This window comes from Humidesulfovibrio sp., assembly GCF_031082295.1.
GTDB lineage: Bacteria > Desulfobacterota > Desulfovibrionia > Desulfovibrionales > Desulfovibrionaceae > Humidesulfovibrio.
In genome coordinates this window covers 20,313-34,890 of sequence record NZ_JAVHLD010000007.1, presented here as the reverse complement: position 1 = coordinate 34,890, position 14,578 = coordinate 20,313, and the positions used below count along the sequence as shown (strand labels likewise).

General features: G+C 67.8%; 15 protein-coding genes. 7 read left to right on the top strand and 8 right to left on the bottom strand.

The genetic code is table 11. The features are described from left to right. Nucleotides 1-45 precede the first annotated feature (45 nt). Complete coding sequence (gene dsrB, locus RDU24_RS05865) at nt 46-1,191, bottom strand: dissimilatory-type sulfite reductase subunit beta (RefSeq protein ID WP_308734811.1); 1,146 nt, start codon at nt 1,189-1,191, stop codon at nt 46-48. A 20-nt stretch (nt 1,192-1,211) separates the two neighbouring features. Further along, nucleotides 1,212-2,525, bottom strand: coding sequence for a dissimilatory-type sulfite reductase subunit alpha (gene dsrA, locus RDU24_RS05860; RefSeq protein ID WP_308734810.1), 1,314 nt, complete (start codon nt 2,523-2,525; stop codon nt 1,212-1,214). Nucleotides 2,526-2,895: 370 nt separating this feature from the next. On the opposite strand from dsrA, the gene RDU24_RS05855 reads away from it, so the two are divergent. From RDU24_RS05855 to RDU24_RS05840, 4 genes are all read left to right on the top strand, one after another. Continuing rightward, nucleotides 2,896-3,654: a YkgJ family cysteine cluster protein gene (locus RDU24_RS05855; RefSeq protein ID WP_308734809.1), complete on the top strand. Its 759-nt coding sequence runs from the start codon at nt 2,896-2,898 to the stop codon at nt 3,652-3,654. A gap of 2 nt (nt 3,655-3,656) precedes the next feature. Then, complete coding sequence (locus RDU24_RS05850; RefSeq protein WP_308734808.1) at nt 3,657-3,914, top strand: hypothetical protein; 258 nt, start codon at nt 3,657-3,659, stop codon at nt 3,912-3,914. A gap of 20 nt (nt 3,915-3,934) precedes the next feature. After that, complete coding sequence (locus tag RDU24_RS05845; RefSeq protein WP_308734807.1) at nt 3,935-5,170, top strand: sodium:calcium antiporter; 1,236 nt, start codon at nt 3,935-3,937, stop codon at nt 5,168-5,170. A 143-nt stretch (nt 5,171-5,313) separates the two neighbouring features. Further along, nucleotides 5,314-6,162 carry a pirin family protein gene (locus RDU24_RS05840; RefSeq protein WP_308734806.1) on the top strand — a complete coding sequence of 283 codons (849 nt, stop codon included), beginning with the start codon at nt 5,314-5,316 and terminating at the stop codon, nt 6,160-6,162. A gap of 15 nt (nt 6,163-6,177) precedes the next feature. On the opposite strand, the gene RDU24_RS05835 is transcribed toward RDU24_RS05840, so the two are convergent. The 6 genes from RDU24_RS05835 to RDU24_RS05810 all read right to left on the bottom strand — a co-directional run bounded on the left by RDU24_RS05835 (nt 6,178) and on the right by RDU24_RS05810 (nt 10,985). Next, nucleotides 6,178-6,630 carry a MauE/DoxX family redox-associated membrane protein gene (locus RDU24_RS05835; RefSeq protein WP_308734805.1) on the bottom strand — a complete coding sequence of 151 codons (453 nt, stop codon included), beginning with the start codon at nt 6,628-6,630 and terminating at the stop codon, nt 6,178-6,180. Continuing rightward, entirely contained in the window at nt 6,630-7,253 is a 624-nt protein-coding gene (locus tag RDU24_RS05830; RefSeq protein WP_308734804.1) for a rhodanese-like domain-containing protein, read from the bottom strand. Before RDU24_RS05830 ends, RDU24_RS05835 begins: the two co-directional genes overlap by 1 nt. Nucleotides 7,254-7,364: 111 nt before the next feature. Next, nucleotides 7,365-8,642: a chromate efflux transporter gene (gene chrA, locus RDU24_RS05825; RefSeq protein WP_308734803.1), complete on the bottom strand. Its 1,278-nt coding sequence runs from the start codon at nt 8,640-8,642 to the stop codon at nt 7,365-7,367. Nucleotides 8,643-8,650: 8 nt separating this feature from the next. After that, nucleotides 8,651-8,878, bottom strand: coding sequence for a hypothetical protein (locus RDU24_RS05820; RefSeq protein WP_308734802.1), 228 nt, complete (start codon nt 8,876-8,878; stop codon nt 8,651-8,653). Beyond that, complete coding sequence (locus RDU24_RS05815; protein ID WP_308734801.1) at nt 8,875-9,720, bottom strand: HDIG domain-containing metalloprotein; 846 nt, start codon at nt 9,718-9,720, stop codon at nt 8,875-8,877. Before RDU24_RS05815 ends, RDU24_RS05820 begins: the two co-directional genes overlap by 4 nt. A gap of 11 nt (nt 9,721-9,731) precedes the next feature. Then, entirely contained in the window at nt 9,732-10,985 is a 1,254-nt protein-coding gene (locus RDU24_RS05810) for an MFS transporter (protein ID WP_308734800.1), read from the bottom strand. Between the two features lie 361 nt (nt 10,986-11,346). On the opposite strand from RDU24_RS05810, the gene RDU24_RS05805 reads away from it, so the two are divergent. The 3 genes from RDU24_RS05805 to RDU24_RS05795 are packed head-to-tail and all read left to right on the top strand — an operon-like array spanning nt 11,347 to nt 14,558. After that, nucleotides 11,347-12,594: an efflux RND transporter periplasmic adaptor subunit gene (locus RDU24_RS05805; RefSeq protein WP_308734799.1), complete on the top strand. Its 1,248-nt coding sequence runs from the start codon at nt 11,347-11,349 to the stop codon at nt 12,592-12,594. After that, a complete protein-coding gene (locus tag RDU24_RS05800) occupies nt 12,595-13,332 on the top strand; it encodes an ABC transporter ATP-binding protein (RefSeq protein ID WP_308734798.1) in 738 nt (245 codons plus the stop codon). After that, complete coding sequence (locus tag RDU24_RS05795; RefSeq protein WP_308734797.1) at nt 13,332-14,558, top strand: ABC transporter permease; 1,227 nt, start codon at nt 13,332-13,334, stop codon at nt 14,556-14,558. Before RDU24_RS05800 ends, RDU24_RS05795 begins: the two co-directional genes overlap by 1 nt. Nucleotides 14,559-14,578 lie beyond the last annotated feature (20 nt).

The window sequence follows — 14,578 nt, the reverse complement described above, 5'->3', positions numbered from 1 at the left end:
GAGGGGCGCGGAGGTTGCCCTCCGCGCCCCGTTTGCAGTCTTTGGCTAGAACTTGAACTGGGTGGTCTGGCGCCAGGTGTAGTACGCCGGATCACGGAAGTCGTCGATCAGGTGAGCCGAGAACTCCAGGTCGCACTTCTCGAAGAAGCGCTCCCAGCCGATGCGGTTGGCCCAGTCGCCCAGACGCTCGTACTTGCGGGCGTCCTTGGCGTAGGCATCCAGGATCTGCTTGATGACCTTGGTCATTTTCGGCCAACGCGGGGGCTCGTTGGGGATGAAGGGCACAACGACCTTGGAGAACTTGGGCTGGGTGATGCGGTTGCTGATCTTGCCGCCGACCATGATGGCGATGCCGTCACCGGTCTTGTCAGCAAGAGGCATGGCCGGGCACATGGTGTAGCAGTTACCGCAGAACATGCAGCGCTCGTTCTTGACGGCAACGGTGTTGACCTGCTTGCCCTGGAACTCGATCTTGGTCGGGCGGATGGCGCCGGTCGGACAAGCGGCGACGGCCAGGGGCACTTCGCAGATGTTGTCCAGGTTCTCGTGGTCGAGGATCGGGGGCTTGCGGTGGATGCCCAGGATGGCGATGTCGGAGCAGTGCACCGCGCCGCACATGTTCAGGCAGCAAGCCATGGAGATGCGCACGGGAGCCGGGAGGCGCATCTGCTGGAACTCTTCAAAGACCACGTCCATGGTCGCCTTGACGGTGCCGGAGGCGTCCGTGGCGGGCGTGTGGCAGTGGACCCAACCCTGGGTGTGGACGATGTTGGTGACGCCGGCGCCGGTGCCGCCAACGGGGAACTTGTAGGAGCCGCCCGCGAACTTCTGGCCGTTCAGGAAGGTCTTGAGGGCCTTGGCCTCGTCAAGAGTGGCAACCATGAACTCGATGTTGTTGCGGGTGGTGAAGCGCAGGTGACCGCCGCAGTACTTGTCGGCGATGTCGCAGATCTCGCGGATGTGCGTGACGGACATCAGACGGGCAGCGCCGCAGCGAACGGTGTAGACCTTGTCGCCGGAGAGGCCCACGTGCAGCAGGATGCCCGGCTCGATGATCTCGTGGTAGTCCCAGGCGCCTTTGTTCTTGGCCAGGACCGGGGGCAGGAAGTCGGTGAAGTGACGCGGACCGATGTCGGTGATGCGTCCCTCCATCGGTTTCGCGGGATTGTATCCGGAAGAAATGAAAGCCATGATGTTTCCTCCTGTCCTACTTATTTCTGGTGTCTGGAGCGGTAATCGGAGATCTCACGCTGCCAGCCGCCTTCCACTTCCTCTTCCTTCCAGAAGATGTAGGGGTTGTGGCGGGGTTCCTTCACGTGGCGCGGATCAGCCTTGGTGCCGGTAACTTCGAGCAGGCGAGAGAAGCCGAGGCGCTTCAGGGTCTCACCAATGCGCTCGCGGTTCTTGCCCTCTTCCATCCACCAATCCCAGGTCGCTTCCACGAATTCCTTGATCTCGGAGAAGTCGCCCTCGGCCTTGATGAAGGGGATGGTGAGCGAGCCCATCTGCGGGCCGTCGAGGATCGGGGCCTTGGCGCCGACCAGGATGGACAGGCCGCGGTCGTTGCCGATCTTGAGCGCGCGGGGCATGACGCAGATGCAGTGCATGCAGCGGACGCATTCTTTGTTGTTGATCTCGAGCTTGCCACCCTCGTAGCGGATGCAGCCGGAGGGGCACAGGTCCACGACTTCCTTCTGGATGTCGAACTTGCCCCAGTCGCGACCGGCGTAGGCGCCGGCGTTGGGGGCCAGCTCGCCGCCCACGTAAGCGGCAACGACTTTCTGGTCAACGCGGATCTCGTCGCGCCAGGTGCCGATGAAGCTCATGTCGGAGCGGGCGATGGAGGCCACGCAGCACAGGGAGCAGCCGTCGAACTTGAACTTGAACTTGTAGGGGAAGGCGGGGCGGTGCAGTTCGTCCTGATACTCGTTGGTCAGGTTGTAGCACAGCTCCTGAGAGTCGTAGCAAGCGTACTCGCAGCGGCTCTCACCGAGGCAGCAGGCCGGGGTGCGCAGGTTGGAGCCCGAGCCGCCCAGGTCGTTGTTCATGTTGTGGGTGACTTCCCAGAAGATTTCTTCCAGCTGGGGAGTGCTGGTGCCCAGAAGCACGATGTCGCCGGTGGCGCCGTGCATGTTGGTCAGACCGGAGCCGCGCAGTTCCCAGATGTCGCAGAGCTGGCGCAGGAAGTCGGTCTTGTAGAACATGCCGGAGGGCTGGTTCAGACGCACGGTGTGGAAGTGGGCAACGCCCGGGTACTTCTCGGGCTGGTCGCAGTAACGACCAATGACGCCGCCGCCGTAACCGAACACGCCCACGATGCCGCCATGCTTCCAGTGGGTCTCACCTTCGACATAGGACAGCTCAAGGATACCCAGCAGGTCGTCCGGGCACTCCGCGGGAATCTGGTAGTCGATGCCCTTCGGATTCGCGTATCTGTGCTCTACTTCCTGCTTGATGTCGGACACAAAGCTGGGCCACGGGCCGCTCTCCAGCTGGTCCAACAAGGGGGTTTTGTGTTTCGCCATTCCCTTAACCTCCGTTGTTTGATTTAAGATGTTGCCACACTCCAAAAACCATCCGGCCCTTGTCCGCTGGCGCGCGGACTCTGTCGGATGCCTTTCCTCCATCTTGCGAGACGCCTACAGAACGAATTGGCGGGATGAACCCCGCCCCGTCCAAGTCCAGCGCATGATTGCCCATCAGTTACGGAAAATCCACCGTCTTTGTCAACATAAATCCGGTAAAACACACACTCCGGCAAGCATTACACTCCGCCGGAACGACCGTCTCCGGTGGTCCCGGCGGGTTGCTTTCCGGCCCGCGCCAGGGTAAGCAGCTGTTCCCGATGAGAGTTCATTACGTAGCAAAAAAATCTTCCCTCAGGCAATAAATATTTTGAAAATCGCACCCGACTCCACAAAACCTGTCTGCCGCCGCTGCGGAACTTGCTGCCGCAAGAGCGGCCCGGCCCTGCACACCCAGGACCTCGCCCTCTTTGAAGGCCCGGGCGCGCTGGCCCTGTCCATGATCGTGACCCTGCGCGCGGGCGAGCTCTGCTTCGACCAGCCCAAGGGACGCCTGCTGCCCCTGCAGACCGAGGTGCTGAAGCTGCGCGGGGGCGGGGCCAACGCCGACAGGGTCAGCGGCGGCACCGGCTGGGCCTGCGCCCTTTTGACCCAGCCCGGCAACGAGTGCGCCCTGTACGACCGCCGCCCGGTCGAGTGCCGCGTACTGTCCTGCCAGGACACGGAGGCCATCGCCGCCATGTACGAGGTCGACCGCCTGACCCGCGCGGACCTGCTGCCGAAGGGCCACGGCCTGCTGGCCGTCATGGCCGAGCACGACGCCCTGGTGCCCCCGGCGCGCATCGCGCCCCTGGCCGCGGCCCTGCGCGCGGGCGGCCAGGACGCCCTGGACGCCCAGGACGAGCTGACGCGCATGGCGCTCACCGACCGCGCCTTCCGCGCCGGGCTCACCGAACGTGCGAACATCGAGCCGGAGTACCATGAGTTTTTCCTCGGCCGCGACGCGGGCGCCCTTTTCGCCGCCGCAGGGCTCTCCCTGCGCCCGGACGCCCGCACCGGCCTGCGCGTGCAGGCCGACCCCTTGAGCGCGCCCGTCGCCACGCCCCTGCCAACCAACCTGGAGTTCTAGACATGAAGGACCAGCTCGGCCTGTACTACTATCCCAACCCCCAGCACCCGGAGGCGCGCATGTACGTGCGGCGCTTCGGCGGGCGCATCGAGTTCCGCATGTGGCACCAGAGCGACCAGAGCGTGTGGGACAAGCACAACTGGCTGCCTTACGAGGTCATTGAGCAGGCCGCGGCCATGTTCAAGGCCAGCGGCAAGGAAAGCGACCCCACCAGCCTGTACGACGTCGCCGTGGCCGAGCGCCTGCTGGCCGACGGCTAACCCGGAGCCCACCCCCCCCCATGAACAAGAAGGCCCTGCCCCTCATCCTCGCCGCGCTGATCACCCTGCCTGGCCTGTGGCTCAAGCTTTCCGGCGTGCATCTTGCGCCGCCGCCCGCCGCCCTGCTGTCCGGCATGGCCATCCTGGGCGCGTCGTTCCTGCTCCTGTGGGCCTGCGACGTGGCCCAGATGGACATCCCGCAGACCCTGGCCCTCGCGGTCGTGGCGCTCATCGCGGTGCTGCCGGAATACGCGGTGGACATGTACTTCACCTGGCAGGCGGGCAAGAACCCCGGCTCGGACTACGCGCACTACGCCATCGCCAACATGACCGGGGCCAACCGGCTCCTGATCGGCGTGGCCTGGACGAGCATCGCCGCCATCCATTGGTTCAAGTCGCGTCGACGCGTGTTTCTGCACCAGGACCAGCGCACCGAGGTGCTGTTTCTGGGCATCGCCACGGCGTACGCCTTCCTTATCCCCATCAAGGGCAGCCTCGCCTGGTACGACGGACTGGTGTTCTTCGCCATCTATGCCTGGTACATCCGGCTGGCGGCCCAGCGCCCCTGCGAGGACTGCGAACTGGAAGGCCCGGCCGAGCTCATCGGCGCGCTGCCCAAGATTCGCCGCCGCTGGGCCACCATCGGCCTGTTCGTGTTCGCCGCCGGGGTCATCCTGGCCAGCGCCGAGCTGTTCAGCGAGAACCTGGTGGCCTCGGGCAAGGTCTTCGGCATCAACGAGTTTCTGCTGGTGCAGTGGCTGGCGCCCATTGCCAGCGAGGCCCCGGAGTTCATCGTGGCCATCATGTTCGTGCTGCGCGGCCAGGCGGCGGTGGCCATGGGCAGCCTGCTCTCCAGCAAGCTCAACCAGTGGACCCTGCTCGTCGGCATGATCCCCGGGGTGTACGGACTGGCCAGCGGCGGTTTCGAGCACCCGCTGCCGCTGGGGCCGTACCAGCTGCACGAGCTCTTCCTGACGGCGGCGCAGTCGCTCCTGGCCGTGGCGCTCTTGGCCGCGCTGTCGCTTGGGCCTGGGGCCGCGGCGCTTTTGTTCTTCATGTTCGCGGGCCAGCTGGCCGGGCCGTCCCTGCTGGAAGGCATGAACCTCGACCTGCCCTGGGGCGGCGACACCGACGGCATCCACCAGATCTTCAGCGCGGGCTACGTGGCGCTGTTCCTCATCGTTGTCTGGATGAAACGCCACGACGTCTGGGACCTGCGGCGCGGCGCGGCGGTGGAGCAGCGGATCATCGAGTAGCGCGCGTATTATTGAGACTGCAAGGCCCCGCCGCTGTCCGCATGGATGGTGGCGGGGCTTGTCTATTTCGCCTCCCCGATTGACATCCCCGCCGCTTGGCCTATCCTGCCCCCATCAGCAATCCGCAAACCGGAGGCACAGCCATGCGCAGGGCCATCAAGGACATCTACAGGGGCGAGAGCGTCACCGAGGGAGCGGGCGTGCGCCTGCGCCGCATCTTCGGCTACTACGAGGCGCCGACCTTCGACCCCTTCCTCATGCTCGACGACTTCCGCGCCGACGACCCGGCGGACTTCCTCAAAGGCTTTCCCTGGCATCCGCATCGCGGCATCGAGACCATCACCTACGTGCTCAAGGGCGACGTGGAGCACGGCGACAGCATGGGCAACACGGGCGTCATCTCCTCCGGCGACGTGCAATGGATGACCGCCGGAAGCGGCATCATCCACCAGGAGATGCCCAAGGGCGACGCCCACGGCTCCATGCACGGCTTCCAGCTCTGGGCCAACCTCCCGGCGCGGCAGAAGATGATGGCCCCGCGCTACCGGGGCATCACCGCGGCGGAAATCCCCGAGGCGACGCTGCCCGGCGGAACCCGCGTGAAGGTCATCGCCGGCGAGGTGGGCGGCCTGCGCGGCCCCATGGAGGAGATCGTCATCGACCCGGAGTACCTGGACTGCTCGGTGCCTGCGGGCGTGGAGTTCACGCACCCCACGCGGCGCGGGTACACGGCCTTCATCTACGTCATCGGGGGGCAGGGCTCGGTGAACGGAACGCCCGTGGCGGACCGCACCCTGGTGCTGTTTGAGGATGGGGACGAGCTTTGCGTGCTGGGGGGCGGCGGGCCGAACGGACAGGGCGTGCGCTTCCTGCTGCTCACAGGGCGGCCCCTGGGCGAACCTATCGCCTGGCGCGGCCCCATCGTCATGAACACCGAGGCGGAGATCCAGGCGGCCTTCCGCGAGTATCAGGACGGGACGTTCATCAAATAGGGCTCGACGCCTCGCCTACTCCGCGCCTTCCCGCGCCACCTTGAGCCGCGCCCAGGCCGTGAGCAGCGCCAGGCCGAGCAGCGCCGCGTCGCGGCCGACGTAGAAGAGCACGGGCGTGGGCTCGGCGTCGGGGTCCACAGGCCTGGTGGAGAAGCAGCCGCAGTTCACGTCGATGCCGCGCGCCCAGCTGACGATGAGCAGCACCCAGAACACGGCGAACAGCGCGGCGGTGAGCGATGCCGCGCCCTCGCACCAGACCCCGGACACCAGGCACAGGCCGAGCAGCAGCTCGAACCACGGCAGCCACACGGCCACCGGCGCGATGAGCGCGTCCGGCAGGATGTGGTAGCCCGCCACGATGGCCGCGAAATTCTGCGGGTGCAGCAGCTTGTCCGCGCTGGCGTAGAACAGCACCAGCGCCAGGGCGAAGCGCAGCGTGAAGTCCGCCGCGCGCGACGGCAGGGGCATCAGTTGGTGCAGTCGGTGCACAGCTTGGCCTTGCCCTTGTCCGAATCCTTGGCCTTGGCCGGGTCCTTGGCCTTGGCCGAAACGGGCTTGGCCGCCGGGACCGCCGCCGAAACCTTGGCTGGCGCGCCCTGGGCCTCCGTTCCCTGGGCCACCGGCAGCTTCTCGGCCTGCCACAGGGTCCAGCCGTTCACCAGCACGTAGACGTTCTTGACCCCGGCCTCGACCAGGTGCTTGGCCAGGGCGTGGCTTAGGGGGCAGTCCGCGCCGTCGCAGTAGGCGATGACCGCGTCCTTGCCCGCCAGCCGGGGCTTGATGTCCTGGAAGTCCGAGGCGAAGCTGCGCACGGGCAGGCTGAGCGCGCCCTTGATGTGGCCCAGCTGGTACTCGTAGGCCGAGCGGGCGTCGAGGAACACTGCGCGGTCGGACAGGAACAGCATGGCCGCGTCCTTCAGCGCGATCTCGCCGGTCACGGGCGAGAGCTTCACGGCGCTGGGCGCCGGCTTGGCCGCGGCCTGGGCCAGGGGCAGGCCATCGGGCCGCAGCGCGTTGACGCCAAAGGCGAAAACGCCGGACAGGACGATGATGCAGAAGCATTGGGCGATGATTCGGGGCGTGAGGCGCATGGCGGTCTCCGGTTCATGGCGGCGCGGCCCCGGGGGTCAGAGGGTGGGGCCGCAACTGGCCGCTTCCTACTCCAACCCCTGGCGAAAGGCAATTTGCCAGATAAGCCCAGCCTACCCACCCGCCAGGGTCATGGCCGCGCCCAGCGCCCCGCAGGCCAGCACCAGGTAATGCACCCCGGTGTTCCAGCGCCACAGGGCCACGCCGCAGGCCGCGGCCACCGCCACGGCGAACAGGTCAACCCCGCCGCCCAGGAACTTCGGCCAGAAGGTGGCCGTGGCGAAAACCACGCCGAGCTTCAGCACCACGCCCACCACCGCCGCCGTGATGCCCGTGAGAGCCGCCCGCAGCCGGGCGTTGGCGGTGAGGGCTTCGATGAACGGCGCGCCCGCGAACACCAGCAGGAAGCTCGGCAGGAACATGCCGAAGGTGGTCAAGAGCCCGCCCAGGATGCCCGCCGTGAGCGGGTCAAGCCCGCCGGGGTGGTTCCAGGCCGTGAGGAAGCCCACGTACTGCGTGACCATGATGAGCGGTCCTGGCGTGGTCTCGGCCAGGCCCAGGCCCAGCACCAGCTGCTCCTGCCCCACCCAGCCCAGCCGCATGGCCATGTCCGACACGTAGGACAACACCGCGTAGGCCCCGCCAAAGGTCACGAAGCTGGCGCGGGAGTAAAAGCTCAGGATCTTCGGCAGCAGCGAGTCCGGCCCGGAGAGCAGGTAGGTCGGCAGGGCCACCGCCAGCCACAGCCCGGCGCACACCCCGCCCACCCGCGCCAGATGCTTTAGTGGCCGCGCCGCGGGCGGCGGCAGCTCGTCCTCGGGCTCGCACGCGCCCTTCGGGCAAAAGATGTCCGGCCGCACCTGGCCCAGCCACAGCCCCAGCAGCCCCGCCGCCACCACGATGCCGGGGAACTTGAGCCTGAGCGCGTAGCCCATGAGGAAGCTGGCGGCGGCGAAAGCATACAGCACGGGGTGCTTGAGGGATTTCTTGGCGATGCGCCACACGGCCTGGGCCACGATGGCCACCACCGCCCCGGCGATGCCCCGGAACACGCCCTGGACCAGCGGCACGCCGCCATGGGCCGCCGCCAGCCAGGACAGGAAGAGCATGAGCGCCACGGACGGCAGCAGGAAGAACAGCCCGGCCACGCAGCCGCCGCCATAGCCGAAGAGCCGCCAGCCCAGGTACACGGCCAGCTGGTGCGCCTCCGGCCCGGGCAGGATCATGCAGAAGCCCAGCGCGCGCTGGAAGAGCTTCTCCGGCACCCATCGCCGCTCGTCCACGATGTCCTTGTGCATCATGGCGATCTGGCCCGCCGGCCCGCCGAAGTTGATGAACCCCAGGCGCAGCCAGTAGCGGAAGAACTCGCGGAAGGTGGGGGCGGGGCTCATGGCTCTCCTCATGATTCGATGCTGGGTGTTTGCTGGGCCTGGCGCAGCAACCCGGCCAGCACGTCCGTGCAACAGTCATGCATGGCGTCCGGGGCGGGCGCGACCACGTGCCCGTTGGCCTCGCAGAACCCGCGCACCTCGCCCAGGCTGCGCGCCCCGGCCTCCAGGGACAGCAGCACCCCCTCCCGGGTCAGGCCCCGGCAGAGGCAGAGCACGGGCCGGTCTCCCACGCTCACGCATGGCCCTCCAGCAGGCCCCGGCTCTCCAGGTAGCGGGCCTTGGTGGCGTCGTCCTTGGCCAGGGCCGGGTGCGCGGCCAGGATCTCCGGCAGGCGCGCGTGCGCGTCCGCAGGCCCTTCGGCCAGTCCGGCGGCCAGGATGTCGGCTATCTTGTCCGCATAGGACACCAGGCGTTCCTCCAGGCGCGTGAAGGAAAAATCGCGCCGGGGCAGGCCCAGGGCCTCGGCCTGGTCCAGCGGCACCCCGTGGCGCACGTGCTTCTCGATGCAGCCGAGCACCGCCTCCGGCAGGCCCAGCCCGCGCCCCAGCTCCGCGCCCACGACTCCGTGCAGGTTGCCCGTGTCGCGCACCTTTCCCAGATCATGAAGCAGCGCCCCGCGCCTGAGGACCTCCGCGTCCACCGGCCCGGCCTTGGCCCCGTCGAGGCCCGCCGCCAGCCACAGGGCCACCCGGGCCACCTGCAGGGCGTGCCGCAGACCCTTGTCGCCCACGCCCTGGGTGCGCAGCAGTTCCAGGTCCGGGTCGCGCTCAAGCGCCTCGTCGGCGGCCCAGGCCGCCAGCCCGCCTTCCAGGTAGCGCGCAGCCACCCCGCGCTTCGCCAGCACCGTCTGCACGCCCTGGCTCACGCCGCCGCCGCGCACGCAGTAGACCACCACGTCGGCGCCCTCGGGGATGCCACCCGCCCAGTCCTCAAGCAGTGTCGGGGCGCGCCAGTCCGCGCCGGGGATGCCCTCCGGCCCGCCCTCGTGGTCGTCCACCCGGCGCACGTCGATGACCAGGGGCGGTTTGTCCGAAGCCAGTTCCTGGCGCAATTCGGCGGGGGTCAGGGTCTTTTTCATGGAGTCGCTCCCTATGCGGCAGCCGCACGGTCATCGGTGTTGTCGTTTGAGCCGTCGTCAAGGCTCACTCCGGCGAGAAATACCGGTATCGCCGCCAGCAATACCACGGCGAGCACCGCGAAGGCCAGCCGGAAATCCAGCCATGCCACGAGCACGCCGCCCAGGATGGGCCCGGAAGCGTGGCCCACGTCGAAGATGGTGCCGAAGGTGCCCATTGCCGCGCCGTAATGGCGCTTGCGGCAGAGGTCGGCCACCAGGGCGGCCGAGGACGAGGTGACGAGCGCCTCGCCCAGGCCGAAGAGGAGCGCCGCCACGGCCAGGGCCCAGAAGCCCGCCAGCCAGGGCACCGCCCCCAGGCCCAGGGCGCAGCAGGCCAGCCCCGCGGCGATGGGAGCCTTGCGGCCGTGGGCGTCGCCCAGCCGCCCCAGCAGGGGCTTGCCCACCATGGTCACGGAAATCTGCACGGCCCAGAGCATTCCGGCCTCCAGCTCGTTCAGGCCCGCGCGGGTCACGGCGTACACGGGCAGGAAGGCCTCCAGCGCGCCCATGCCCATGTTCTGCACGCCCTCCATGGCCGAGGTCAGCAGCACGCGCCGGTCCGCCACCACCTCGCGGATGCCCTGGCGGAACCTGGCCAGGCGGTCGGCCAGGGGGCTGCCCGCCTCGGCGTGCTCTTCCGGTCCTCGCAGCAGCCACAGGCCCAGCAACAGCGCGGACATGCCCGCCGCTCCGCTCACCAGGAACACCAGCCGGAAGTCCCACAGGCCGGGAGCGGCGGCGTTTGGCGCGTGGTGCAGCATGTAGCCGCCCAGGGGCGCGCCCAAGAGCGTGCCGATGATCATGACCGAGGAGAACCAGCCGAGCATCTCGCCCCGGCGCTCGCCCGCCATCTCGGCCACCACGGCCATGGCCACGGGCCCGTAGATGGCGGTGGCCAGGCCATGGACGAAGCGCACCACCACCAGGGCCTCGTAGCTTTGGATGAACAGGTAGGCGAAGGGCAGCAGGCCGAACACGAACAGCCCGGCCAGCATGGTGCGCTTGCGGCCCACCACGTCGGACAGCGCCCCGGCGGGCATCTTGAAGAATATGCCCGTCACCGTGGAGATGCCCACGGCCAGGCCCACGGCCTCCGGCCCCGCGCCCAGGAACAGGGCGAACAGCGGCAGCACCGGGTTTCTGGCCAGGGCGTAGGAGAAGCGGGCCAGAAAGCCCACGGCGTTCAAGCCGGTCATCACGGACACCTGCGCGGAGAGCGGATGCATGGCGGCCTCCCCTTGAGTCGCCTCCGGTAACCAAACGGAAGGCCAGCGCGTCTTGCTCTGGCACGTCGTGAAGACGCTCCCCGGCTGGAAGCACCGGAACTGCAATCAAGGCTAACACGCGCAGCCCCTGAAAGGCCAGCATGGACATGTGCACAAGTGCGCGCAAGGCTTTGCACAACGGCTGGCGTGTCGAGAGAAATAGGCTGTATTTCCGGGGCAATCGCCCTTGGCACGCTTCTCGCTACGTAGTGCGCCATGAACCTTGACTGCAAGAACGCCCGCACAGACCATCTGGGACAGGGCCACCCCCTGGACCGCGCTGCCTGAACACCCGGAAATCGTCTCCCAGGAGAACAGATAAATGCCCACCCTCATCAACAAGAAGCCCCTGGGCTTCGCCCTTGCGGCCACGCTGGCACTGGCCCTCGCGGGCGGGGCCTTCTATTATTTCCGGGGCGGCAACGCGGCGGAGACCTACCGCACGGCCAAGGCCACGCGCGGCGAGATCGTGGCCACCGTGACCAGCTCCGGCAACATCACCCCGGTGGTGACGGTGAACGTGGGCGCGCCGGTGTCCGGCACCATCAAGGAACTGTTCGTGGACTTCAACTCCCAGGTGAAGAAGGGCCAGGTCATCGCGCAGATCGACCCGGCAACCTTCCGCGCGCAGGTGGAGCAGAGCAAAGGCAACTATCTGGCCGCCCAGGCCAACCTGGAGAAGGCCAAGGTCACCCTGGCCGACACCACCCGCACGCTGAACCGCTACAAGAGCCTCGTGCACGACGGCTCCGTGTCCCAGAGCGACTACGACACCGCCGCCACCGCCGCGGCCTCTGCCAAAGCCGCCCTCGGCGCGGCCCAGGGCTCCGTGGCCCAGGCCAAGGGCAGCTTCGACCAGGCCAGGACCAACCTCGACTACGCCACCATCCGCTCCCCGGTGGACGGCATCGTCATCTCCCGCGCGGTGGACGTGGGCCAGACCGTGGCCGCCAGCTTCACCACGCCCACCCTGTTCACCATCGCCCAGGACCTGACCAAGATGCAGATTTACGCCACGGTGGACGAGTCGGACATCGGCAAGGTCAAGGAGGGCGGCAACGCCACCTTTACTGTTGACGCCTATCCCGAGTCGAACTTCGCCGGGGTGGTCACCCAGGTGCGCAACGCAGCCACCACGGTGTCAAACGTCGTCACATACACGGTTGTCGTCGGGGTGGACAACTCCGACCTGCGCCTCAAGCCCGGCATGACCGCCAACGTGACCTTCATCACCGCCAGCAAGGCCGACGCGCTCAAGATCCCCACCCCCGCCCTGCGCTTCCGGCCCAAGGCCACCGACGCCGACGCCAGCCAGAAGACGCCCGACAAGAGCGGCGGAAAGGCCGCCGACAAGGGCAAGGCAGGCAAGAGGATTTACATCCTCAAGGACGGCAAGCCGGTTGCGGTCAGCGTGCAGCTCGGCATCGGCAACGACAAGGAGACCGAGATCGCCGGAGGCGAGCTGCCCGCCGACGCCGAGGTCATCGTCGAGGCCGTGAGCGCCAAGGGCAAGAACGGCGCGGCCAAGTCCTCCACCCAGAGCGGCCCGCCCATGGGGCCGAGGCTCTAGGTGGACGGGGTGTCCGCCATGAGCGGGGCGGCTGGCAAGGAAGTCGTGCGCCTCACGGACGTCACCCGGGCCTATCAGATGGGCGAGGAGACCGTGCACGCCTTGCGCGGGGTGAGCTTAAGCGTGAGCCAGGGCGAGTTCGTGGCCATCATGGGCTCCAGCGGCTCGGGCAAGTCCACCTGCATGCACATCCTGGGCTGCCTGGACCGCCCCACCTCCGGCAGCTACGACCTGGACGGCGAGGCCGTGCACGGCCTGGGCAAGGACCAGCTGGCGGACATCCGCAACAGAAAGCTCGGGTTCGTGTTCCAGGGCTTCAACCTGCTCTCGCGCACCAGCGCCCTGGAAAACGTGGAGCTGCCCCTGGTCTATGGCCGTGTGCCAACGCCCGAACGCCGCGCCAGGGCCCTGGAGGCGCTGGAGATGGTGGGCCTGGGCGGACGCGCCGGGCACCTCTCCAACCAGCTTTCCGGCGGCCAGCAGCAGCGCGTGGCCATCGCCCGCGCCCTGGCAGGGCGTCCGGCGCTCATCCTGGCCGACGAGCCCACCGGCAACCTGGACTCGCACATGAGCGAGGAGATCATGGACATTTTCACGAAGCTGAACAGCCAGGGCATCACCATCATCATGGTCACCCACGAGCAGGACATCGCGGCCTACGCCGGCCGCCGCATCACCTTCCGCGACGGCCTGATCGTCGACGACACGCGCGGCGGCGCCCAGGGCGGGGTGGCCTGATGGACCTCCTGCTGCCGCTCAAGATCGCGCTGCGCGCCCTGCGCGTGAACAAGATGCGCTCGTTTCTGACCATGCTCGGCATCATGATCGGCATCGGCGCGGTCATCGTCATGGTGGCCGTGGGCACGGGCGCGTCAAGGCAGATCGCCGGCCAGATCGCCACCATGGGCTCCAACCTCATCCTGGTGTTGCCCGGTTCCACCACCAGCGGCGGCATCAGCGCTGGCGGCGGCTCCGCGCCGACGCTGACCTATGACGACGTCAAGGCCATCCGCAACGAGTGTCCGGCGGTGGCGCTCGCCGCGCCCACGGTCCGCGGCACGGCCCAGGTGGTCTTCGGCAACATGAACTGGTCCACCATGATCCAGGGCGTGACGCCGGATTTCCTCTGGATCCGCGAATGGAAGACCGTGCGCGGCCGGGAGCTGACCCAGAACGATTCGGACACGGCCCAGAAGGTCTGCGCCCTGGGCAACACCGTGGCCGAGACCCTCTTCGGCGACGAGGATCCCACGGGCAAGCAGGTGCGCATCAAGGGCATGCCGTTCACGGTCATCGGCGTGCTGGAGGTCAAGGGCCGCTCGCCCCAGGGCTCGGACCAGGACGATGTGGTCTACGTGCCCATCACCACGGCCCAGCGCAAGCTCTTCGGCAGTCCCATCCCGGGCACCGTGGGGGTCATCCTGCTGCAGGCCAAGGACCAGAGCCTGCTCGCCCAGGCCGAGAAGGAGGTCACAGCGCTCCTCGACCAGCGCCACCGCGTTGGCCCCACGCGCGAGCGCGACTTCACCGTGCGCAACCTGACCGAGATCCTGGCCGTGTCGCAGCAGTCCTCCCAGGTCATGAGCATGCTGCTCGGCGCGGTGGCCTCAATTTCGCTCATCGTGGGCGGCATCGGCATCATGAACATCATGCTCGTCTCCGTCACCGAGCGCACCCGGGAGATCGGCATCCGCATGGCCATAGGCGCCCGGGAGAAGGACATCCTGCTGCAATTCCTGGCCGAGGCAGTGCTCTTGACCCTGCTCGGCGGCGTCATCGGCATCCTCATGGGCGTGGGCGGCGCGCTCCTCATCTCTGCCCTGTTCGACTGGCCGACGCTCATCTCGGCCAACGCCATCGGGCTGGCCGTGGCCTTTTCCAGCGCCATCGGCATCTTCTTCGGGTTCTACCCGGCCCGGAAGGCCGCGCGGCTGAACCCCATCGACGCCCTGCGCTACGAGTAGACCTTCCTCCGGCATCCACG

Bases quoted from the DNA above. Each gene is read 5' to 3' on its own strand.
- dsrB (WP_308734811.1), bottom strand. From the start codon at position 1,191: ATGGCTTTCATTTCTTCCGGATACAATCCCGCGAAACCGATGGAGGGA.
- dsrA (WP_308734810.1), bottom strand. From the start codon at position 2,525: ATGGCGAAACACAAAACCCCCTTGTTGGACCAGCTGGAGAGCGGCCCG.
- RDU24_RS05850 (WP_308734808.1), top strand. From the start codon at position 3,657: ATGAAGGACCAGCTCGGCCTGTACTACTATCCCAACCCCCAGCACCCG.
- RDU24_RS05845 (WP_308734807.1), top strand. From the start codon at position 3,935: ATGAACAAGAAGGCCCTGCCCCTCATCCTCGCCGCGCTGATCACCCTG.
- RDU24_RS05840 (WP_308734806.1), top strand. From the start codon at position 5,314: ATGCGCAGGGCCATCAAGGACATCTACAGGGGCGAGAGCGTCACCGAG.
- RDU24_RS05835 (WP_308734805.1), bottom strand. From the start codon at position 6,630: ATGCCCCTGCCGTCGCGCGCGGCGGACTTCACGCTGCGCTTCGCCCTG.
- RDU24_RS05830 (WP_308734804.1), bottom strand. From the start codon at position 7,253: ATGCGCCTCACGCCCCGAATCATCGCCCAATGCTTCTGCATCATCGTC.
- chrA (WP_308734803.1), bottom strand. From the start codon at position 8,642: ATGAGCCCCGCCCCCACCTTCCGCGAGTTCTTCCGCTACTGGCTGCGC.
- RDU24_RS05815 (WP_308734801.1), bottom strand. From the start codon at position 9,720: ATGAAAAAGACCCTGACCCCCGCCGAATTGCGCCAGGAACTGGCTTCG.
- RDU24_RS05810 (WP_308734800.1), bottom strand. From the start codon at position 10,985: ATGCATCCGCTCTCCGCGCAGGTGTCCGTGATGACCGGCTTGAACGCC.
- RDU24_RS05805 (WP_308734799.1), top strand. From the start codon at position 11,347: ATGCCCACCCTCATCAACAAGAAGCCCCTGGGCTTCGCCCTTGCGGCC.
- RDU24_RS05795 (WP_308734797.1), top strand. From the start codon at position 13,332: ATGGACCTCCTGCTGCCGCTCAAGATCGCGCTGCGCGCCCTGCGCGTG.